11 protein-coding genes and 1 tRNA gene are annotated in these 13159 nt (G+C 61.5%); 7 read left to right on the forward strand and 5 right to left on the reverse strand.

Features of this window, described 5'->3' with window-relative positions:
• Positions 1 to 64 precede the first annotated feature (64 nt).
• The 4 genes from ACR3EK_RS11960 to ACR3EK_RS11975 all read left to right on the forward strand — a co-directional run bounded on the left by ACR3EK_RS11960 (position 65) and on the right by ACR3EK_RS11975 (position 3125).
• Entirely contained in the window at positions 65 to 1006 is a 942-nt protein-coding gene (locus ACR3EK_RS11960; RefSeq protein ID WP_260063433.1) for an aldo/keto reductase, read from the forward strand.
• Positions 1003 to 2067, forward strand: a complete 1065-nt coding sequence (locus tag ACR3EK_RS11965) for an NAD(P)/FAD-dependent oxidoreductase (RefSeq protein ID WP_480633477.1) — start codon at positions 1003 to 1005, stop codon at positions 2065 to 2067. The genes ACR3EK_RS11960 and ACR3EK_RS11965 overlap by 4 nt, the downstream gene beginning before the upstream one ends.
• Entirely contained in the window at positions 2067 to 2720 is a 654-nt protein-coding gene (locus tag ACR3EK_RS11970) for a class I SAM-dependent methyltransferase (protein WP_260063435.1), read from the forward strand. Before ACR3EK_RS11965 ends, ACR3EK_RS11970 begins: the two co-directional genes overlap by 1 nt.
• A 69-nt stretch (positions 2721 to 2789) precedes the next feature.
• The gene (locus ACR3EK_RS11975) at positions 2790 to 3125 is read left to right on the forward strand and encodes a carboxymuconolactone decarboxylase family protein (RefSeq protein WP_170337780.1); all 336 of its coding nucleotides are present in this window, start codon (positions 2790 to 2792) and stop codon (positions 3123 to 3125) included.
• Positions 3126 to 3165: 40 nt separating this feature from the next.
• Here ACR3EK_RS11975 and ACR3EK_RS11980 read toward each other — a convergent pair whose 3' ends face one another.
• From ACR3EK_RS11980 to ACR3EK_RS11995, 4 genes are all read right to left on the reverse strand, one after another.
• The gene (locus tag ACR3EK_RS11980; protein ID WP_480633478.1) at positions 3166 to 5673 is read right to left on the reverse strand and encodes a GcvT family protein; all 2508 of its coding nucleotides are present in this window, start codon (positions 5671 to 5673) and stop codon (positions 3166 to 3168) included.
• Between the two features lie 176 nt (positions 5674 to 5849).
• Positions 5850 to 7247: an FAD-binding oxidoreductase gene (locus tag ACR3EK_RS11985; protein ID WP_480633479.1), complete on the reverse strand. Its 1398-nt coding sequence runs from the start codon at positions 7245 to 7247 to the stop codon at positions 5850 to 5852.
• Positions 7248 to 7335: 88 nt separating this feature from the next.
• Positions 7336 to 9129 carry a gamma-glutamyltransferase gene (ggt, locus tag ACR3EK_RS11990; RefSeq protein WP_480633480.1) on the reverse strand — a complete coding sequence of 598 codons (1794 nt, stop codon included), beginning with the start codon at positions 9127 to 9129 and terminating at the stop codon, positions 7336 to 7338.
• 138 nt (positions 9130 to 9267) lie between these two features.
• A complete protein-coding gene (locus ACR3EK_RS11995; protein ID WP_170339979.1) occupies positions 9268 to 10254 on the reverse strand; it encodes a 2-hydroxyacid dehydrogenase in 987 nt (328 codons plus the stop codon).
• Positions 10255 to 10436: 182 nt separating this feature from the next.
• Between ACR3EK_RS11995 and ACR3EK_RS12000 the strand changes: the two genes are divergently transcribed.
• Complete coding sequence (locus ACR3EK_RS12000) at positions 10437 to 10910, forward strand: SH3 domain-containing protein (protein ID WP_260066315.1); 474 nt, start codon at positions 10437 to 10439, stop codon at positions 10908 to 10910.
• A 9-nt stretch (positions 10911 to 10919) separates the two neighbouring features.
• On the opposite strand, the gene ACR3EK_RS12005 is transcribed toward ACR3EK_RS12000, so the two are convergent.
• A complete protein-coding gene (locus tag ACR3EK_RS12005; RefSeq protein ID WP_480633481.1) occupies positions 10920 to 11828 on the reverse strand; it encodes a haloalkane dehalogenase in 909 nt (302 codons plus the stop codon).
• An 89-nt stretch (positions 11829 to 11917) separates the two neighbouring features.
• On the opposite strand from ACR3EK_RS12005, the gene ACR3EK_RS12010 reads away from it, so the two are divergent.
• Positions 11918 to 12907, forward strand: coding sequence for an NADPH:quinone reductase (locus ACR3EK_RS12010; RefSeq protein ID WP_480633482.1), 990 nt, complete (start codon positions 11918 to 11920; stop codon positions 12905 to 12907).
• 91 nt (positions 12908 to 12998) lie between these two features.
• Positions 12999 to 13073 (forward strand) — tRNA-Gln (locus ACR3EK_RS12015).
• The last annotated feature ends 86 nt before the right edge of the window (positions 13074 to 13159 follow it).

A 13159-nucleotide genomic window follows, 5' to 3' on the forward strand; every position in this document is an offset into this window, starting at 1 on the left:
ATTAAAACTTGGGACGACAATTGATCAAAGTCCCCCGTTCGCCGGGCTCATTTCAGGCACTCTCATGACACTCAGGCTTTCCAATCCCGACGGCACTGACATTGGCCGTTTCACTTTTGGCACGATGCAGTTCGGGGGCCGCGCCGATGCCGAACAAAGCCGGGCCATGTTCGACGCCTGTCGCGCGGCCGGCATCACGCATTTCGATACAGCTTATGTCTATACCGACGGTGCGTCGGAAACGTTGCTGGGCCAGATGATCGCGTCTCAGCGCCAGCAACTGACGATCGCCACCAAAGCGGGCTACACAGGCGGCGCCGGCGCGGCCAACATCCGTGCGCAGTTCGACATGTCCCGCAAACGTCTGGGTCAGGACATGGTCGACCTGCTGTACCTGCACCGGTTCGATCCGGACACCGATCTTGCCGAAACGATGGAGTGTTTTGCCCAGCTCAAAGATGCGGGCAAGATCCGCTATGTCGGCTTGTCCAACTTTGCAGCCTGGCAAGTGATGAAAGCCGTGCGCGTCGCCGCGGATTTCGACCTGACCATCGACGCGCTGCAACCGATGTACAACCTCGTCAAGCGGCAGGCCGAGGTCGAGATCCTGCCAATGTGTGCGGATCAAGGTATCTCGGTTTTTGCCTACTCGCCGCTGGGTGGCGGGTTGCTGACCGGAAAGTACACCGATGGCAGTGCAGCCGGCCGACTGTCCGAAGATGACCGATACGCCAGCCGCTATGGGGCTGAATGGATGGCCGAAACAGCTGCCGAGTTGGCCCTCTTGGGGCATCAGACCGGTGTGGATCCGGCGACGCTTGCCGTCGCTTGGGTTGCTGCCAGCCCGTTTGCCCCGTCGCCGATCATATCGGCCAGATCTGCCGAACAGCTGGCACCGTCGCTGGCTGCGCTGACGTTCGACCTTCCGGCCGAGCTCTATGCCCGCATCACGGCGCTCAGCCAGACACCGCCACCGGCGACGGACCGGCTGGAGGAGGTCCAGTGATTGATTTTCTAATCATCGGCGGCGGCATTGCCGGCCTAAGCGCCGGCGCGCGTCTGTCCGAGCATGGATCGGTGACCGTACTCGAGGCCGAGGACGCGCTGGGCTATCACGCCTCGGGGCGATCGGCGGCATTGTTCGAAGAAGGTTATGGCCCGCCTTCGGTCGTGGCTCTGAACAAGGCCAGCGCCGAGTTCTTTTTTACGAACGACTATCTGACCCCGCGCGGGCTGATGCTGGTGGCCAAAAGTGATCAGGCCGACCAGTTCCGCAAAGACCTGAGCGAGCTGGGAATGGCCGAAATCTCGGTCGCCGATGCGTTGGTGCGTGTTCCGGTCCTGAACCCGGAAACCGTCGCATACGCGGCGCTGAGTGGGCGCGCGTATGACATCGACACCGACCGAGTGCTGCAGGATTTTGCCCGCATCATTCGCGCCAATGCGGGATCGGTACTGACCCGCCAGAAAGTGACGCGGATCCGCAAGGACGGCCATTGGCTGGTGGAGGCGGCCGAGGTCTTTCAAGCGCGCACCATCGTCAATGCCGCTGGTGCCTGGGCCGACGAGGTCGCAAGGATGGCCGGGATCGCACCGATCGGAATCACGCCGCGCCGCCGTTCCATGGCCCGGCTGCCGACACCCGGGGGCCATGATGTGAAAAATTGGCCGATGATGCTGGGCGCGGGTGAGACCTGGTACGCCAAACCGGATGCCGGCAAGCTGTTGGTGTCACCGTCCGAGGCCGACCCGGTCGAACCGCATGACGCCTATGCCGACGATATGGTGCTGGCCAAGGGCCTGGCCCGGTACGAAGAAATGGTGACCAGCCCGGTCACCCGTGTCGAGACCAATTGGGCCGGGCTGCGCAGCTTTGCCCCGGATGGCACGCTTGTTCTGGGTCCCGACCCGTCGGATGAAAGTTTTGTCTGGTCTGCCGGTCAGGGAGGGTACGGGTTTCAAACCGCCCCGGCCGCGTCGCGATTGGTTGCTGATCTTGCGCTGGGCCGCGCGCCCGAGTTGGATGCCGCGATGGTCTCCGCGCTGGCCGTGTCCCGGTTACGCTGATGGGCGGGCGGAAACTGCCTCCGACGGCAAGCGTCGCCTCTCAGGGTGACGGCGCGAAGATGATCGCTCCTGCGGCCAGCCGAAATACGGACGCCCTGTGCGCGTTGCTGGCCGAGATGCCCATCGCAACTGGAAACGCATTGGAACTGGCCAGCGGCACGGGCCAACACGTCGCCGCATTTGCCCGTATCTTTCCCGACCTCACTTGGCAGCCGAGCGAGATCGATCCCGCCCGCCGGGCCAGCATCGACGCCTATGGGGAGGACCTGCCAAACATCATTCCCGCCGTCGAGCTGGACGCAACCCTGCCCGGGTGGCACCACAACTTTGGCAACCAGAACCTTATCATTCTGATCAACCTCCTGCATTTGATCAGCTGGAAAGAAGCCCGGAATGTTCTGTCCGAGGCCGCATTGGCCCTTGGCCCCGGGGGGCGGTTCGTTCTCTACGGACCGTTCATGCGCCAGGGCAAGCTGATCAGCGACGGCGACCGACGCTTTCATGCCGACCTGACCCGGCGAGACCCCGAGATAGGCTACAAGGACGACAGCCAGATCAGCAACTATCTGGAACGCACAGGGCTGCGAGTTGTCGGAGTGGTTCCAATGCCTGCGAACAATCTGGCTTTTGTCGCAGAAAAGCCCTCGATCTGATCAAGATCAAAGCCGTTCCGACGCCGCCGATACATATGCAAGATGCAATATGTAAAAGAGGCACAAGACATGACCTGGTCAGACAAGCTTGCTGAAACGCGCAGCGGATTGCGCAACCTGAACGGAGCCATACCAGATACCGCCCGCGCTTTCGGCGCGCTCGGGAAATCGGTCAAGGAAGGCGGAGCACTGGACTTCAAGACCAAGGAGTTCATCGCCTTGGGCATGTCCATCGCAGTACGGTGCGAACCCTGCATTTCGTTGCACACCGAAACACTGGTCAAGGCGGGCGCTTCGCGTGAGGAATTCTCGGACGTTCTGGCCATGGCGATCCAAATGGGTGGCGGTCCGTCGATGATGTACGCAGCCAAGGCGCTGGAGTGCTTCGACGAACTCAGCGCATAGCCAAAAAAAGGCCCCGGAGTTGTCCGGGGCCTCTGTCCGATCAACCGTCCTTGCGGATGGTCTCGTTCTTGGGGTCATAGGGACTGTCGCACGTCACGACCGCATCCCACAGCTGGTCCAGCATTTTGACCTTCAGTTTGGTACCTTCCACGGCCAGTTCGGGCTTTACATAGCCCATGCCGATGGATTTCTCGAAAGCCACCGAATACCCGCCCGAGGTCAGACGCCCCACGCGCTCACCTTCCGGAGTATACAGCGCCTCGCGGCCCCAGGGGTCGGCATCTTCGGGCCCGTCGATCAGCAACGTGCAGCATTTCACGCGCACACCGGTTTCGATCAGCTTGTCCTTGCCGTGGAACTCCTTGTCCAGATCGACGAAACGCGGCAGGTCGGCCTCGAGCGGGGTGGCGTCGCGGCCCAGTTCGGTGCCGAAGGCGCGATAGGATTTCTCCTGACGCAGCCAGTTCTGGGCGCGGGCACCTACCAGCTTCATGCCGTGCTTCTCGCCGGCCGTCTCCAGAAGGTCGAACAAGTAGTTCTGCATCTCAATCGGATGATGCAGTTCCCAGCCCAGCTCGCCGGTATAGGCCACGCGGATCGCGTTGACCGGGCACATGCCCAGTTCGATCTGACGTGCCGACAGCCACGGGAAGCGCTTGTTCGACAGGGCGGTTTCCGGCTCGGCGTCCTTGATGACCTCTTTCAGCACATCGCGCGATTTCGGTCCGGCGATGGCAAAGACGCCCCACTGGGTGGTCACGTCCTGGATCTCGATGTAGCCGAACTCGTCCATCTTGTCCTCGGCCGCCTTGCGCAGGAAGTCGGCGTCATACTCGGTCCAGGCACCGGCCGAGACGAGGTAGTACTCGTTCTCTTTCAGCCGCACGATGGTGTATTCGGTGCGGGTGGTGCCGTGGTCTGTCAGCGCATAGGTCAGGTTGATGCGGCCGACCTTGGGCAGCTTGTTGCAGGTGAACCAGTCGAGGAACTGCGTGGCGCCGGGGCCCTTGACGACATGCTTGGTGAAGGCTGACGCGTCGATCAGGCCGACACCGTTGCGGATCGCATTGGCTTCTTCGACGGCATACTGCCACCATCCACCACGGCGGAAACTGCGGCTTTCTTTGTCGAAGTTGTCGGAGGCATCGACCGGGCCAAAATAGTTGGGGCGTTCCCAACCGTTAACCCACCCAAACTGCGCGCCACGGGCTTTCTGACGATCATAAGCCGGAACGGTGCGCAGCGGACGGCAGGCCTCGCGCTCTTCGTCCGGGTGGTGCAGAATGTAGACGTGCTCGTAGCACTCTTCATTCTTGCGCGCGGCGAATTCGGTGGTCATCCAGTTGGACGAATAGCGTTTGGGGTCCAGCGAAGCCATGTCGATCTCGGCTTCGCCATCGACCATCATCTGCGCCAGATAATAGCCGGTGCCGCCGGCGGCGGTGATGCCAAAGCTGAACCCTTCGGCCAGCCACATATTTCGCAGGCCCGGCGCCGGGCCGACCAGCGGGTTGCCATCAGGCGTATAGCAGATGGGACCGTTGAAATCGTCCTTCAGGCCGGACTCGGCACAGGACGGGACACGCTCGGCCATGGCCATGTACTGATCGGCGATCCGGTCCAGATCCAGAGGGAACAGGTCAGCGCGGAAACTGTCGGGCACACCGTATTCGAAGCGTGCCGGGGCACCGTGCTCGTAGATGCCGAGGATCCAGCCGCCGCGCTCCTCACGTGCGTAGGATTCGTTGTCGGCGTCGCGCACGACCGGGTGTTCCGGATTGCCGGCTTCACGCCATTTCACCAGTTCCGGATCCTTGTCCATGACAATGAAGGTATGCTCGACCGGGATCGCGGGCATCTTGATGCCCAGCAGCTTGGCGGTACGCTGGGCATGGTTTCCCGAAGCGGTCACCACGTGCTCGGCGGTGATGACTTCCTGCTCGTCGCTGGGGACAAGGTTGCCACCCTTTTCGACCATCTTGGTGCAGGTGACTTCCCAATGGGTTCCGTTCCAATGGAAGGCATCGGCCTGCATCTTGCGCACGATCTCGACACCGCGCTGGCGGGCGCCCTTGGCCATCGCCTGGGTCACGTCGGCCGGATTGATGTAACCGTCCTCGGTATGGTAAAGCGCGCCCTTCAGATCCGAGGTTTCGATCAGCGGCCAGCGCTCCTTGATCTGCTCGGGCGTCAACCATTCATATTTGACGTCGCAGGTCTCGGCAGTCGAGGCATAGAGCATGAACTCATCCATGCGGTCCTGCGTCTGCGCCATGCGCAGGTTTCCAACCACCGCGAACCCCGCGTTCAGGCCGGTTTCCTCTTCCAGCGTCTTGTAGAAATCCACCGAGTATTTGTGGATATGGGTCGTCGCATAGGACATGTTGAACAGCGGAAGCAAACCCGCAGCGTGCCAGGTCGAGCCCGAGGTCAACTCGTCCCTCTCGATCAGCATGACATCATCCCAGCCCGCCTTGGCCAGGTGATAGGCTATCGAGGTCCCAACGGCGCCGCCGCCAACGACCAGTGCTTTGACTTGGGTTTTCATACGCCCGCTCTCCGGATTGAGTCTGTTTGGCAAGGTTTATGCCGAACAAGACCAATCAGCGCCAAGTCCATCCGACGCAAAACGGTGCAAAACCGACCTGCCGTACACGTTGGGACGCGAATCCGCGAACAGGTACGCACCAACAGCCGATGGTTGCGTGCGCTTTCCCGGCCTGGTCAGACGATCTTGCCGGGGTTCATGATGTTGTCAGGATCCAGTGCGGCCTTGATCGCCGCCATGTACCGGGTCGCATCCCCAAGTTCCCGTACCAGATACGGTTTCTTGCCCTGCCCGATTCCATGCTCACCCGTGCAGGTCCCGTCCATCGAGATCGCCAGATCATTGAGCCATCCGACAAACTGACTGGCCCGCGCCACTTCGTCGGCATCGTCCATGTCGATCAGCACCAGCGTGTGGAAGTTTCCGTCACCGACATGACCGACGACCGGGGCCAGCAGGTCCAACTCGGCTGCTTTGTCCTGAGCCATGGTGACGCATTCGGCCAGGCGCGAGATCGGGACGCAGACATCCGTCGAGATTCCACGCGCTCCGGGCCGAAGCTGGAGGGACGCCCAATACATGTCGTGCCGCGCCTGCCAGAGCTTGGACCTTTCTTCCGTGCTGGCCGTAGCGACAAAGCCGGTGCCGCCAAAATCCTCGGCGATTTCGCCAAAGGTTTCGGCCTGCTCCGCTGCGCCGGCCTCCGAGCCATGAAACTCGAGCAGAAGCAACGGCGTTTCCGGCAGCTTCAGCCCGGAATACGCGTTGGCCGCCTTGACCGACATCGCGTCCAGCAGTTCGATCCGGGCAACCGGAACGCCGAATTGTATGGTCGTCATCACGGCCTGACAGGCCGCATCAACCGTCGAGAAAGAACACCGGGCCGAGGTAATCGCCTCGGGGATGCCGTGCAGTTTCAAAGTCAGCTCCGTGATGATGCCCAGCGTGCCCTCGGCACCGACAAGCAAGCGGGTGAGATCGTAGCCTGCCGACGATTTTTTGGCCCGGTGGCCTGTGCGGATGATTTTGCCATCGGGCATAACCGCCTCGAGGCTCAGGACATTGTCCTTCATCGTTCCATAGCGAACCGCATTGGTACCCGACGCCCGGGTCGCCGCCATCCCGCCCAATGAGGCATTGGCTCCGGGATCAATCGGAAAGAACAGGCCCTTGTCGCGCAGATGGGTATTCAAGTCCTCGCGGGTGACCCCGGGCTGCACGATGCAATCCAGATCACCTTCGTTCACGGCCAAGACCCGGTTCATCTGGCCAAGATCGATGCAAACGCCGCCGGCCGGCGCGTTCACGTGGCCTTCCAGCGACGTTCCGGTGCCGAAAGGGATCACGGGAACCTTGTGCGCCGCACAGGTCTTGACGATGTCCGAGACCTCTTCGGTCGAATTGGGAAAGACCACCGCATCCGGGCTTTGGTTTTCGATCCAGGTCGTTGTGTGTCCGTGCTGCTCGCGGACCGAGGCGCCGGTCTGCAACCGGTCCCCGAACCGCTGTTTCAGAATGCTGATGGCGGTGTCGATCCCCGCCGCATTGCGGAACAATGCTGTCGCTTCAACCATGGCAACCCTCCCTTGGTGCAGTGGCGCAGGCCCAGACAATGACTAGAAGGCCCACGCCACAGGGGCAATACCCATCGCTGCGACGTGATCACTCGCCCAGTGCGATCCCTTCTCGACGGGGATCAGCTCCGCCGTGCAGACCGTCGCGGATTTCGATGGCATGAAGGCCCGAGGTCAGATCCCGCGCGTTCACTTCAAAGCCCAGCTCGCCCAACATGTCCGCAAAGCCTTCGGCGCTTGTGCCGACTTCGACATCATAGGTCCCGAAACGGTTCACCAGATGAGGAAGGGCGACCGCCTGCTGGACGTCCATACCCCAGTCCGCCCAGGCAATGATTGATTTTGCAACATAACCGATGATCCGGCTGCCACCCGGAGACCCGATCGCCAGAACCGGAGACCCGTCCTGCATGACAATCGTCGGACTCATTGAGGAACGGGGGCGTTTGCCCGGTTCGATCCGGTTGGCAATCGGAACCCCGTCCCTGTGGGTCCGGAAGGAAAAGTCGGTCAGTTCGTTGTTCAGCAGAAAGCCGTTGGTCATCAGACGCGAACCAAAACCGTTCTCGATTGTCGTGGTCATCGAAAGCACGTTTCCATAGGCGTCCACGATCGAAATATGGGACGTCGACGGCAGCTCGATCGACGCATCGTCTGCCCAGTTCAGCGCGTGGTCAAACTCAGGATTTCCCGGCGCAACCTCGGTCAACGCCCCCGCGTCATTCAGCAACGCGGCACGCTCGGCCAGGTAGGCCGGATCGATCAGGCCTTGTGTCGGCATCGGAATGAAATCACTGTCGGCCATGTAGCGACCGCGATCCGCGAAGGCCAGGCGCGAGGCATCGCCGATCAGCCGCCACGCTTCGGCGCTTTCGGGACCCATCGCCGCCAAATCGTAATTGTCGAGAATGCCAAGGATCTGTCCAACCGTCAGCGCACCCGAGGACGGCGGACCCATCCCGCAGACCTTATAGCTGCGATAGGTGGCACAGATCGGCTCGCGTTCGATCACCTGATACAGCGCCAGATCAACTCCGGACAGAACCCCCGGGTTGCCCGGAGCGTTTCGGACAGTCCGCACGATGTCCGCCGCGATCTCTCCTCCATAAAAGCCCGCAGCCCCTTCGGACGCCAGAACGCGCAGGGTTTCGGCATATTCTGGGTTGGTGAGGCGCTGGCCCTGGGCCAACGGCTCGCCGTCCGGCAGAAAGTAGTTGGCCGTGTCAGGGAAGCGTGCCAGACGTTCAGCGTCGGCCTGAATCAAGCCCGCCAGCCGCGGCGAAACGACAAACCCCTCGTCGGCCAGGCGGATACCATCCTCGAACAGACCGGGCCAGGGGCTGCGCCCCCAGCGCCGATGGGCTTCCTCCAACAATGCAGGCGTACCGGGTGTCCCGACCGAAAGCCCGCCAACAACCGCGTCAAAAAATTTGAGCGGCTCGCCGCTTTCGTCCAGAAACAGGGTCGGGCTTGCCTCTCTCGGCGCGGTTTCTCGCCCATCCAGGGTGGTCAGGCGTCCGCTGGCCGCGTCGTACCAGACCAGAAAGGCACCCCCACCCAGTCCCGAGGACTGCGGTTCGACCAAGCCCAAGACAACCTGAACGGCGACCATTGCATCCGCTGCCGTTCCGCCGGCAGCCAGAACCTTGGCACCCGCCTCGACGGCCAGCGGGTTGGCCGCCGCAACCATCCAGGTTTCAGCTTTGACAGGCACGCCGTCGGCCTTGGCCTTCAGCGCGGCGATCACCTCGCCGGTCAAGGCCTGAACTTGGCCGTCGGATGCACCCTCGGGCGCGACCTCATCGGCGGTTTGCTGGGCAAACACTGGGCTCGCCAGGGTCAGCGCGCAGGCCACAACAGTAGGGAACCAATTTGAGCACATAAAAAACCTCCTTATCCAAATACTGAATCTGACAGTGCACGGCACCGTGCTGCCCCGCAACCATGTGCGGGGACGACCGCCAAAGACGGCAAAGCTCTGCCTTGCAAACAGCAGGAGCACGTATGCCTTGGCGTTTTCTTACAACATCGCGGGAACGACCTGATCAGGCGGCCGGTGCCCGTCTTCAAACGTCTTGATATTGATGATGACCTTTTCGCCCATCTCGATGCGCCCCTCGAGCGTTGCTGACCCCATATGCGGCAGCAGCACGACATTCGGCAGCTGCCGAAGTCGAGGATTCACGTCGGTGCCGTGCTCGTAGACGTCCAGCCCGGCCCCGGCGATCTCGCCCGCCCGGATCATCCGCGTCAACGCGTTTTCGTCCAACACCTCGCCCCGCGACGTGTTCACGATGACCGCCGTCGGCTTCATCAACTTAAGACGTCGCGCGTTCATCAGATGAAATGACGACGGCGTTGATGGGCAGTTGATCGAGATCACGTCCATACGCGCCACCATCTGATCGAGGCTTTCCCAATAGGTTGCCTCAAGATCCTGTTCTATTTCGGGACGCAACCGGCGACGGTTGTGGTAGTGGACCTGCATTCCGAAGGCCCGGGCGCGGCGCGCGACGGCCTGTCCGATCCGCCCCATACCCAGAATGCCCAGACGCCGGCCTCCTATCCGCCCGCCAAGGAATGCCGTCGGCGCCCAGCCGGTCCAGTCCCCCTTTTGCATAACCGACAGACCCTCGGGAATCCGGCGGGTTACGGCAAGGATCAACGCCATCGTCATGTCGGCGGTATCGTCGGTCAGAACACCCGGCGTGTTCGAGACCAGGATGCCGCGCTGACGCGCCGTCGCGACATCGATATGGTCGACACCGGCACCATAATTCGCAATCAGCCTCAGCCGCTCTCCGGCCTGGCCCAAAATACCCGCGTCGATCGTGTCCGTGATCGTCGGAACCAGAACATCGGCCTGTTTGACCGCCTCGACCAACTCGTCGCGCGTCATCGGTGTGTCGGTGTCCCGCAAACGGACGTCGAACAACTCGCTCAGACGTGTCTCGACCACTTCGGGCAACCGTCGCGTTACAACAACACTCAGACGTTCTCTTGGCACTTCAGCCCTCCTACCGCTTGGCATTTCGATGCGCGTCATGGCATCGTGGCGCAGGATCAGCCGGGGCACAAGAACCCCATGGGCATCGCTCCAACCTTTTTTGAAACACGGCAGACAGGCAAATCAGCGGGCAGGCAGTGAGTGCTTTCTTGAGGGCGAAACGCCCAGTTCTGGCATTTCTAATCACGCTTCTGTTCCTGACAGGCGCAATCGCGCACGCGCAGGAAAAACGCGGGCAGGTGACGAACCTGCCTTTGCCACGCTACGTGTCGATGAAGGCGGCCGAGGCGAACGTACGCCGCGGCCCTTCGCTGACCCATCGTGTTGACTGGGTGTTCAAGCGTCGCGGCATGCCACTTCAGGTGACGGCCGAATACGGCAACTGGCGCAAGGTCCAGGATCGCGACGGGGCCGGCGGATGGGTCCACTACGCTTTGTTGTCAGGTGTCCGCACGGTTCTGATTGAATCGGACATGCTGCCGGTCTATGCCAGCCCCGATCCCAAATCCCCGGTCAACGCGCATTTCGAGACGGGCGTCGTGGCCCGCTTGGGCACCTGCACGGTGGATTGGTGCCGCATTTCGGCCGGTGGCTATCGCGGCTGGACCCTCAAAAGCAATCTTTGGGGCGTGGAGCCCGACGAAATCCGGGAGTGAGACCCCTGCTCAGGCCGTCTCGCGGATGAAGGCCAGAACCGTTTCCGCAAGTTCCTGGGGCACGTCCTCCTGAAGGAAGTGACCGGCTTTCGGCAGCACAACATGGTTCTGTCCCGCCGCACCAGGACAAAGCTTCCGAAAAACCCCATCCACCCCGGCCATGATCCTGTCCTCAGTGCCAAAAGCCGTCAGGACAGGAGTTTGCAGACCGCGGATAACGTTCCAAGCCTGGCGGTTCGGTTCCGACTCGGGGTCGTCGGGGCGGTCAGGCACCAGCATCGGAAACTGTCGTGCCCCGGCCTTGTAACGATCGTCAGGGAACGGCGCGTCATAGGCGGCGACCTCGGCCTCGGTCAGCTTTGAAACCGTTCCGCCGTAGACGATGCGCCCGGCGCGGAAGTCCGGCACCTCCTGGCTGAACTGTCGCCAGGCAGCAAACGCCTCGCCCAAGGGCTGGTCCCCGGTTGGCAAGGCCGTGTTGGCGACAACGACCCGGGCGAACCTGTCCGGCATCTCGGCCCATAGGCGCAACCCGATCAATCCGCCCCAATCCTGACAGACCAGGGTGATTTCCTGCAGATCGAGTTGACGCAGGACCTCACCCATCCAGAAGACATGCCGCGCATAGGTATAGTCGTCGCGGTCGACGGGTTTGTCGGATCTACCGAAACCCACAAGGTCCGGAGCGATGACCCGGTGGCCTGCAGCGGCGACTGGCGGGATCATGTGACGGTACAGATAAGACCAACTGGGCTCGCCGTGCATCATCAGTACTGGAGCTGCCGCGCGCGGCCCCTCATCCAGATAATGGACCCGCAACGCGCCGCCTTCAGTATCATCCACCTCAAGGTAGTTGGGTGCGAAATCATAGTCGGGCAGATTTTGGAACCGTTCGTCCGGTGTGCGCAACGCCTTCATCGTCTGATCTCCCATGGTTTGTTGACAGGCTAGCATTCCTGGCCCGCGACGATAGGGTGAACGTCACGACGCGACAAACCGGAGCCGCCATGAAAGCCGTCACCTACCAGTCATTTGGACCCGCCGCCGATGTTCTGTCCATTCAAGAACTGCCGGACACACACCCGGGCCCGGGCGAAGTGACCGTTGCGCTGGCTTATTCCGGAGTGAACCCTTCGGACGTGAAGGCACGTGCGGGGGCACGGCCCGGGATCACCAAGCCGCCTTTCCCGGTAATCGTGCCGCACAGCGACGGTTCAGGTGTTATCTCTGCTGTCGGACTAGGCGTTCCGGACTCGCGGGTAGGTCAAAGGGTCTGGATCTGGAACGGCCAGTGGGGCCGTGCTTTCGGGACGGCCGCAACCCAAATCACCCTGCCCTCGGCACAGGCGGTTCACATGCCCGACTCGGTCGCGCAGCAAACCGGTGCCGTCCTTGGCATTCCCGGTCTGACCGCCAGCCACACCGTGTTTTCCGGAGGCCCGGTATCGGGTAAAACCCTGCTTGTTCACGGCGGTGCAGGGACGGTCGGATTCCTTGCCGTCCAGTTGGCCAAATGGGGCGGAGCAAAGGTGCTGGCCACAGCCAGTCCACGCAACTTCGAACGTGTGACAAAGGCTGGAGCCGATGCGGTACTGAATTACACGGCGCCTGATTTGCCGGCACAGATCCTAGACGCCAATCAAGGGCTTCCGGTCGATCGCATCGTCGATGTGGAGTTTGGCCAAAACGTCGAAACCAACGTGGCAGTTATCGCCGAAAGCGGCAGAATCAATGCGTATGGCTCGGCCCAGAATATGACGCCGACGCTTCCGTTTTACCCGCTCATGTTCAAATCGGTGACGTTGGAAATGGTTCTGGTGTATCTGCTGCCGGCCGAACTGCGCAACGAAGCGGTCGCGAACCTGCACCAAGCGCTGACCGATGGCGCGCTGAAATGCCCGATCCAAAAGGTCTACTTGATGGAAGAATGCGCCGCCGCACACCGTGCGGTCGAGGCCGGAAACCGAACCGGAGCGGTGCTGTTGGAGACCAAATAGATCGCCCGCAAAAAAATTTTCACGGGTTTCGATTTTTTGCGGGAAAGCACTTGAACACCGTCACCAACAATCGTAGATAGCCGCTCACCGTTGGGGTGTAGCCAAGTGGTAAGGCAGCGGTTTTTGGTACCGTGTATCGTAGGTTCGAATCCTACCACCCCAGCCAGCTCATCAGAACATGGAACGACTGTAGGCGCTTGGAGCTAAACCCTCCGAGAATTGCCCCCGTTTATGCCCCACTGATTTCGGGTG

Source organism: Ruegeria sp. BC8, from assembly GCF_056535705.1.

Bases quoted from the DNA above. Each gene is read 5' to 3' on its own strand.
- ACR3EK_RS11960 (WP_260063433.1), top strand. From the start codon at position 65: ATGACACTCAGGCTTTCCAATCCCGACGGCACTGACATTGGCCGTTTC.
- ACR3EK_RS11970 (WP_260063435.1), top strand. From the start codon at position 2,067: ATGGGCGGGCGGAAACTGCCTCCGACGGCAAGCGTCGCCTCTCAGGGT.
- ACR3EK_RS11975 (WP_170337780.1), top strand. From the start codon at position 2,790: ATGACCTGGTCAGACAAGCTTGCTGAAACGCGCAGCGGATTGCGCAAC.
- ACR3EK_RS11980 (WP_480633478.1), bottom strand. From the start codon at position 5,673: ATGAAAACCCAAGTCAAAGCACTGGTCGTTGGCGGCGGCGCCGTTGGG.
- ACR3EK_RS11985 (WP_480633479.1), bottom strand. From the start codon at position 7,247: ATGGTTGAAGCGACAGCATTGTTCCGCAATGCGGCGGGGATCGACACC.
- ggt (WP_480633480.1), bottom strand. From the start codon at position 9,129: ATGTGCTCAAATTGGTTCCCTACTGTTGTGGCCTGCGCGCTGACCCTG.
- ACR3EK_RS12005 (WP_480633481.1), bottom strand. From the start codon at position 11,828: ATGAAGGCGTTGCGCACACCGGACGAACGGTTCCAAAATCTGCCCGAC.
- ACR3EK_RS12010 (WP_480633482.1), top strand. From the start codon at position 11,918: ATGAAAGCCGTCACCTACCAGTCATTTGGACCCGCCGCCGATGTTCTG.